Origin of the sequence: Planktotalea frisia (assembly GCF_001890925.1) — a bacterium.
In the GTDB taxonomy this organism is placed as follows: Bacteria; Pseudomonadota; Alphaproteobacteria; order Rhodobacterales; family Rhodobacteraceae; genus Planktotalea; species Planktotalea frisia.
This window is the reverse complement of sequence record NZ_MLCB01000039.1, coordinates 1-7,232: the sequence shown is the minus strand read 5'-3', so window position 1 is coordinate 7,232 and position 7,232 is coordinate 1. Positions and strand designations below refer to the sequence as shown.

General features: G+C 53.0%; 7 protein-coding genes and 1 pseudogene. 4 read left to right on the top strand and 4 right to left on the bottom strand.

The window, feature by feature from the left end; translation table 11 throughout:
- Window positions 1-68 precede the first annotated feature (68 nt).
- Window positions 69-284 (bottom strand): annotated as a pseudogene (locus PFRI_RS02465) (transposase); the annotation flags it as partial.
- Here PFRI_RS02465 and PFRI_RS02460 point away from each other — a divergent pair.
- Both PFRI_RS02460 and PFRI_RS02455 read left to right on the top strand, forming a co-directional pair.
- Window positions 274-1,812 carry a dipeptide ABC transporter ATP-binding protein gene (locus PFRI_RS02460; RefSeq protein ID WP_245812224.1) on the top strand — a complete coding sequence of 513 codons (1,539 nt, stop codon included), beginning with the start codon at window positions 274-276 and terminating at the stop codon, window positions 1,810-1,812. The pseudogene PFRI_RS02465 and the gene PFRI_RS02460 overlap by 11 nt on opposite strands.
- Window positions 1,813-1,815: 3 nt before the next feature.
- A complete protein-coding gene (locus PFRI_RS02455; RefSeq protein WP_072629175.1) occupies window positions 1,816-2,301 on the top strand; it encodes a glutathione S-transferase family protein in 486 nt (161 codons plus the stop codon).
- 226 nt (window positions 2,302-2,527) lie between these two features.
- Here the strand turns inward: PFRI_RS02455 and PFRI_RS02450 are convergent, their stop codons facing one another.
- From PFRI_RS02450 to PFRI_RS02440, 3 genes are read right to left on the bottom strand one after another with little or no spacing between them, the layout of a single operon-like run.
- Window positions 2,528-3,574, bottom strand: a complete 1,047-nt coding sequence (locus PFRI_RS02450) for a succinylglutamate desuccinylase/aspartoacylase family protein (protein ID WP_072629174.1) — start codon at window positions 3,572-3,574, stop codon at window positions 2,528-2,530.
- On the bottom strand, window positions 3,571-4,476 hold the full coding sequence (gene rimK, locus PFRI_RS02445) for a 30S ribosomal protein S6--L-glutamate ligase (RefSeq protein ID WP_072629173.1): 906 nt from the start codon (window positions 4,474-4,476) through the stop codon (window positions 3,571-3,573). Before rimK ends, PFRI_RS02450 begins: the two co-directional genes overlap by 4 nt.
- Window positions 4,473-4,949, bottom strand: coding sequence for an ATP-dependent zinc protease family protein (locus tag PFRI_RS02440; RefSeq protein WP_072629172.1), 477 nt, complete (start codon window positions 4,947-4,949; stop codon window positions 4,473-4,475). The genes rimK and PFRI_RS02440 overlap by 4 nt, the downstream gene beginning before the upstream one ends.
- Window positions 4,950-5,234: 285 nt before the next feature.
- On the opposite strand from PFRI_RS02440, the gene PFRI_RS02435 reads away from it, so the two are divergent.
- Both PFRI_RS02435 and PFRI_RS02430 read left to right on the top strand, forming a co-directional pair.
- Window positions 5,235-6,203, top strand: a complete 969-nt coding sequence (locus PFRI_RS02435) for a Gfo/Idh/MocA family protein (protein WP_072629171.1) — start codon at window positions 5,235-5,237, stop codon at window positions 6,201-6,203.
- A 10-nt stretch (window positions 6,204-6,213) separates the two neighbouring features.
- On the top strand, window positions 6,214-7,185 hold the full coding sequence (locus PFRI_RS02430) for an acetamidase/formamidase family protein (RefSeq protein WP_072629170.1): 972 nt from the start codon (window positions 6,214-6,216) through the stop codon (window positions 7,183-7,185).
- Window positions 7,186-7,232: the final 47 nt, after the last annotated feature.

Genomic DNA, 7,232 nt, shown 5'->3' with positions numbered 1-7,232 from the left:
ATAAAGAATATGAAATCCAAACCCGCAAACTCTCGTTATGAATGAGGGAGCCTAGGGGGGCAGGTCACAAGCCCTAGGATGCGTTTGAGGTGAGCAAAGAGCATTTCTACCTTCTTTCGAAGTCGCATTGAGACGACGTACTGCTTGGTCTTGGCAATGTTGCGTGCAACTTGGCGGGCGTCTTCATGTTCTTCGCGGGTGATCTTGCGCGCATCCGCTTTTGGGCAACATTTCATTTTTGACGGGCAGACCTGACAAGTGTGTTTCAAAGCTTTGTACTTAGCGACACTGCTGCAATCGCCGGGTTATGTGGCACATGGAACGCTGACACTGGGTGATACCGATCTGCGCAAGCTCAAACCTGCTGAAGCACACAAAGTACGCGGCGATCGTATTTCGATGATCTTTCAGGATCCGCAAACCAGCTTGAACCCATTGATGACCATTGAGCTTCAGTTGATCGAAACCATCCAAACCCACTCCGATTCTAGTAAGAACGAGGCACGCAAACGCGCAGTCGATTTGCTTGAGGAAATAGGAATAAAAAACGCGGCTCAACGGATCAAGGCCTACCCACATCAGTTCTCAGGAGGTATGCGCCAACGCGTGGTTATCGCGCTGGCCATAAGCACTGATCCCAAGTTGATCATCGCGGATGAGGCGAGAACGGCACTCGATGTGGCCGTGCAATCGCAAGTCCTCGACTTGATCCAGCGATTGGCGAAAGAGCGCCAGATCGCTTTCATGCTGATCACCCATGGCATTGGGGTAATCGCGCAAGTGGCTGACCGCGTAACCGTGATGCGCAAAGGGCGCGTGATGGAAACGGGCGACACAGCTCAAGTCTTGGGCACACCCCAGCATCGCTATACACAACAGCTCATGGATGCTGTTCCACCACTAGATCGCCAGATTGAGCGCTTTCGCGTGCCAGATGCTGATGAAACTGCCACGAGCTTGGGCAATCTGGCGGAAGATTGGCTGCTGGAGGGCACACAGCAAGCTCCGACAGGGCTGTCATTGCAAAATCTGACCGTAAAGTTTGCTGGCCAACGCACGTCGCTCTTTCGCAAACCACCGCCCTATATCGCGCTGGATGATGTTACTTTGACTGTCAAACCGGGCTCTACAATGGGGCTCGTTGGCGAAAGCGGGTCTGGCAAATCGACGCTCGCCAAAGCCATCACAGGATTGGTTACCCCAAGCGGTGGCACAATGGAGCTCGGCGGTGCTGCGCTGCCTTTTGGCAAGTCCCGCAATCGCCATCACCCGTCGCGGCAATTGATCCAAATGGTCTTTCAAGATCCGTATTCCAGCCTGAATTCACGCCACAGGATAGGGGATATTTTGACAGAGCCGTTGTGGTTCTACGGTTTTGTCAAAGACGCGCGGGCACGTGAGACATTAGCGGCCTCAATGCTATCGCTCGTTGGAATGCAGCCTGATGCGATCACGAAATACCCGCATCAATTCTCGGGTGGCCAGCGCCAACGCATCGCTGTTGCGCGCGCATTGTTAGCGCGCCCGCGCTTTTTGATCTGTGATGAGCCGACGTCAGCTTTGGATGTCTCCATTCAGGCAGAAATCTTGAATCTGTTAAAAGATCTGCAAGCCAAGTTTGGCCTGACCATCCTGTTTATCAGTCATAACCTCGCTGTTGTGCGGCAAATGGCAGATGACACCGCCGTGCTGCGCAACGGCAAGGTCGAAGAAGTTGGCGAAACAAAATCGCTCTATACAGCGCCGCAAGCGGCCTACACGAGATCGCTGCTGGCTCTTACGCCAGTGATGCTGACATCATGGCAAACGTAAGCCATGATGAAGCTCTTAGGTTACGACACGATCGACACGCTTAAGGTGTTGATAATCCTCATGGAAACGGATGTAGAATTTGACTTCATTCCAGTCAATATTCGGGCTGGCGAACAACATACCTCGGATTTTCTCACCATCAATCCAGCAAGAAAAGTCCCGGTGTTGAGTGACGGCCACCAACACCAAACGCAATCCAATGCGATACTGCTCAGCTTAGCCAAAAGGACAGGCTGGGGACTTCCAAACGACACAAGTGAATACAACCATCTGATTGCGTGGCTCTTTTATCAAGCTTCAACGCAGGGACCGCATTTTGGGCAGGTCGAGTACTGGTCCGGTCATGCAAGTTCGCCCAACCCTGAGGCGTTGGCCCATTATCGCTCACCTGCAAGTCGCTCAATCGAATATTTCAACGCACAAATGGAGGGCAAACACTTCATCGGCGGTGACAATTACACGATTGCTGACATTGCACTTTTCCCATGACTGGGCGTTCACGATCATCTTGGTCTATCGCTCGCTGAGGCGAACAACGTCGCGCATTGGATCAAACGAATTAGGGTAAGGCGCGCCACGGCGAAAGCGCTTGCTTTCTTCCGAGCGAATTCAATGTACGTGACGCGTTAACCTTCTCGTAAATGTGACTTTTCAACAAGCCTCTCAGAATGCCATTCCGCCCCACTTCTTTATAAGGCCAGCGTCTGCCTGGCACCTAGATGATCTCATCCTCGTCAAAAAGCGGTGCCTCTTCCAGTTGCGTGGCAAGGTCATCCACCGCAGCTTCGGCAATATCGGCTGATTTCACAGCTGCAATATGAAACAACGCGTCGCCTTCATGCACGATCGGCATCACAGCGCGTCCCACGATGATCCCAGAATAGCGCGTCGCAACTTCAGTTTCATCGTCGCCAAACGGATCAGAAATTGCGGCGACAATTTCACCGTCTTCAACGAGATCGCCCTCACTTTTAAACATCCGCAACAGCCCGCCCACAGGCGCGCGCAGCCAGTTGCTGTTCGAGCACAAAATTGAATTCGCCTTGGGCTTGGCGATGCCAGCCACTCGAAGCATCTCGATATCCTTTAAGACTCGCAGAATTCCCGCCACCCCTGCCCGTACAGACATCTCGTCAAACCGCATGCCCTCGCCAGCTTCGTAGAGCAGCACATCGACTCCAATCTTTTTGGCCTCTTGGCGCAAGCTGCCATCGCGCAACGCGCTTGTCAGGATGACAGGAGCACCAAAGACTTGCGCCAATTTCAATGTCTTAGCATTGCTTGCTGAAACGCGCATTTGCGGCAAGTTCATCCGGTTAATTGCCGCCGAATGAAGATCAATTCCCAAAGAGCAACGCGACACGATTTCTTCCATAAAAATATGGGCAAGGCGCGACGCCAAAGAGCCATTAGGCGAGCCAGGAAAACAGCGGTTGAGATCACGACGGTCAGGCAAATACCGCGAGTGATTGAGAAATCCAAAGGTGTTCACGATAGGCACGACGATCAAGGTGCCTTGCAACGACTTCAGGTTCTTGGTGCGCAACAAGCGCCGCACGATTTCGACGCCAATAACCTCGTCACCGTGGATGCCCGCACTAACAAACATCGTCGGACCATCCCGACGGCCATGAATGATATGCGCCGAGAGGGTGACAGGTGTATGGTCTGACAAAGTGCTGACCGGAATGTTGACCGTCTTACGGGTTCCGGCTTCGATACGTTCGCCTGCGATCTCGAAACTAGCGCGCTTGTTGGTCATCCCTTGCCTTTCGTTTTGGTCGCGTTGGGCTTGGCGTGCTTTTCCATGTATTCAATAATCTTGCCCGCGATATCGAGACCCGTCGCCTTTTCAACGCCCTCCAAACCGGGCGATGAGTTCACTTCCATCACAACAGGCCCGTGGTTGGCGCGCAGCATATCAACTCCGCACACGTTGAGACCCATGGCCTTGGCCGATCGAATAGCTGTCGAGCGTTCTTCTGGCGAGAGCTTGATCACTTCAGCCGTTCCGCCGCGATGCAAGTTAGAGCGAAAGTCACCCTGAGCGCCGGTGCGTTTCATTGAGGCGACGACTTTGCCACCAACGACAATCGCACGGATATCCGAACCGCCCGCTTCTTTGATAAATTCTTGCAGCAAGATGTTAACCCCTGCCCCGCGAAATGCTTCGACCACCGATTTAGCAGAGCGTTTGGTATCCGCGAGAACGACACCGATCCCTTGCGTGCCTTCTAGCAATTTGATGACAACAGGCGCACCGCCCGCAAGTTCAAGCACTTCTTCGGTTTGTTTAGGATCATGAGCGAATGTTGTGACAGGCAGGCCAATCCCGTCGCGTGCGAGCAACTGCATAGAGCGCAGTTTATCGCGAGATCGTCCAATCGCCACGCTTTCATTAAGCGGATAAACACCCTGCATCTCGAACTGTCGCAGCACGGCCATGCCGTAAAATGTGATGGATGCTCCGATGCGCGGAATGACAGCGTCGTAGCCGACAAGCTTTTCGCCGTTGTAATACACTTCGGGTCTGCGCGAGGCGATATTCATGTAACACCGCAGAGTGTTGATGATATCGAGCGTATGCCCGCGCTCTTCCGCCGCGGATTTCAGGCGTTTATGGGTATAAAGTTCAGCATTACGGGCAAGCATCGCAATCTTCATGGCTTTGATCCTTCAAAAGATGGTTTGGCGCTAACAAGGTAAGATTGCCCGGGATGGACGACGATGTTCCTGTTTCGCAAGGCTCTGCGTCCCAGTATCAGAGGAAAGCGCATTGTTCCCCTATCCGTGAGAGAAATGTCAATTTTCCACTTGCGGCCCGCAAGCACCATAGGTGTGCGAATGACAATGCGCGTTTCCGGCTGGCCGCTCGTGTTGGTGATATCGCGTTTGGTGAAAACTGGAAACTCGCACATCCGTTGGGAAGAGCCGGGCACATCAGGGCTACGAAACCGCACCCATTTGACATCATCCTTGTGGAAAACAGTGATGTCATCGGCATGAAGTGCTGTCGTCTTGGCCCCTGTGTCGACTTTCACCGCAAACTCATTCAGGCCAAGTTCTGGCAGGCTGATGCATTCATGCCAACCAATTACGCAAAGCGACTGTGACAACGGTTGCGGATTATTTTTCATGGATTTGATTTCTACAGATAGAGAAAGGAGCTACCACAGTGCGCTATCTCACACTAAGATACCAGAACAACTCAATCGGCAGCATAAGAATTGAAGATCGAACCGTATACCGTTTCTGTGCGACAAAGTCGCGCAATTTAAATGAAATTGTCAGCAGCCTAGCGATGCGACACACCTGAAGATCGTCAGCGAAAGTGCCCGACCAGCACATTAAACACTCTGGTCAAGCGCCGTTTTATATGGCGCTATGGTCGCCGTAGCAATCACCCAATTCGAAAGCACCACATGGCATTTAAAACAGCAATCATCGGTTTGGGTATTATGGGACAACGTATGTTGGAGCATATGTCGCAACACCCTGATTTCAGTGTCAGCGCGGTTTGGGACCCTGATCAAACAGCTTGTGTTGAAGCCCACGCATTAGCCCCCGCATCCAAAATCGCGCAAAGCGCCGAAGACGCGATTGCAGATGCAGATCTTGTGTACCTCGCTTGCCCGCCTGCTCCCCGAAAAGCCTACGCGCTTGCTGCTGCCGAGCAAGGCAAAGCTGTTTTCTTGGAAAAGCCATTGGGCGTCGATGTGGCCGAGAGCCGCGATTTGGTACAACAACTCACCGCCTCAGGCGTGCCCGCGGCTGTGAACTTTACCCAAGCCGCAGGCGCCGCTTTACATGACATTTCAAATGCAGTCGCAGCTGGGGACCTTGGTCAACTCATGGGCGTTGACATCATCGTAACCTATGCAAATTGGCCGCGCGATTGGCAAAGGGCGGCGGACTGGCTTCGCTTTCGCGACGAAGGCGGCATGACGCGTGAAGTCATTTCGCATTTCTTGTTCTTTAGCGAACGTATTCTCGGGCCGTTGGAACTGGTTTGGACACAACCGTCTTACCCAACACAATTAGACCTTTGCGAAACCCATGTTTCGGCGCGTTTGCTCAATTCAAACGGCCTCCCTGTGACGATAATGGGCAGCGTCGGTGGTGCACAGCCTGACAGACAAGAAGTGACCATCAAGGGTGCAAAAACAAGCAGGCGCATTTCCAATTTTTCAAATGATGCCGTCTCATCGGGCGGTGAATTCACCCCCGTCGGAGAGTCTCCAGCCGACCCAAGAGCAACCAGCTTAAAGGCGCAACTAGACGAACTTGTGCTTTGTTTGGAGGGCAAGCCAAACCGCTTGGCCACCTTGGATGAAGCGCTGAGAGTACAGGTCTTGATCGAGAGCATTCTGGACAACAGCACAGCGAACTGAGGGGCAGACTATGACATATCAGGCTTTGAGTGCATCGCTAGAAACTTGCCATTGGGGGTTTTTCGACGCGACGCTCGCACCAGTGGTGACGATAGCAAGCGGTAGCGAGATTACGATAGATACGATCTCAGGCGGTCCACAAAATCTACCGGGCGAAGGCTTTCATATCCCTCCAGAGCTCCTTGATCTGCACGCCGCAGGCGTTCCTGCGATGCCCGGTCACATCCTGACTGGACCCGTCGCTGTTGAGGGGGCGTTGCCCGGCGATGTCTTGCAGGTCGACATATTAGACGTTTCACTGCGACAGGATTGGGGATTTAACTACCTCTGTCCTTTGAAAGGAACCCTGCCGGATGACTTCCCGAACCACCATCACACGATTATTCCGCTCGATGCAAAACGCGGCGTCGCCACGTTACCTTGGGGGTTGGAACTAGACCTTGCGCCGTTCTTTGGTGTGATGGCTGTCGCGCCGCCCCCGACTTGGGGCCGCATCTCGACGATTGAACCAAGGGTCCACGGCGGCAACATCGATAACAAGGAACTTGTCGCAGGTACGACGCTCTACCTACCTGTTTTTGCCGAGGGTGCATTGTTTTCCTGTGGCGACGGGCACGGCGTGCAAGGCGATGGTGAAGTGTGCGTCACCGCGATTGAAACTGCACTTCAAGGCAAGTTTCGCCTTACGGTCCTGAAAAACAAAGAACTGACTTACCCCCAAGCGGAAACCAAAACCCACTACATCACAATGGGCATGGCTGCTGATCTTGAGCGCTGCGTAGAACGCGCTTTGCGCGATATGATTGACTTGGTGTCTGAACGTGCAGGCATCAGTCGAGAAGAGGCTTACATGCTGTGTAGTTTGGCGGGTGATTTGCGGATCACACAAACGGTCAATCGCGAAAAAGGCGTGCATATGATGATGGCGAAAAACTTGATTGATGCGCGATATACACAGAGTCCTCGAGCACCCGACTTTTGACGGGTTGACGTCTGACCGTAGAACGATTCAGCTAACCGCATGATCCG

Excerpts from the sequence above, each read along its gene's own strand:
- PFRI_RS02455 (WP_072629175.1), top strand. The coding sequence starts at position 1,816 with ATGATGAAGCTCTTAGGTTACGACACGATCGACACGCTTAAGGTGTTG.
- PFRI_RS02450 (WP_072629174.1), bottom strand. The coding sequence starts at position 3,574 with ATGACCAACAAGCGCGCTAGTTTCGAGATCGCAGGCGAACGTATCGAA.
- rimK (WP_072629173.1), bottom strand. The coding sequence starts at position 4,476 with ATGAAGATTGCGATGCTTGCCCGTAATGCTGAACTTTATACCCATAAA.
- PFRI_RS02440 (WP_072629172.1), bottom strand. The coding sequence starts at position 4,949 with ATGAAAAATAATCCGCAACCGTTGTCACAGTCGCTTTGCGTAATTGGT.
- PFRI_RS02435 (WP_072629171.1), top strand. The coding sequence starts at position 5,235 with ATGGCATTTAAAACAGCAATCATCGGTTTGGGTATTATGGGACAACGT.
- PFRI_RS02430 (WP_072629170.1), top strand. The coding sequence starts at position 6,214 with ATGACATATCAGGCTTTGAGTGCATCGCTAGAAACTTGCCATTGGGGG.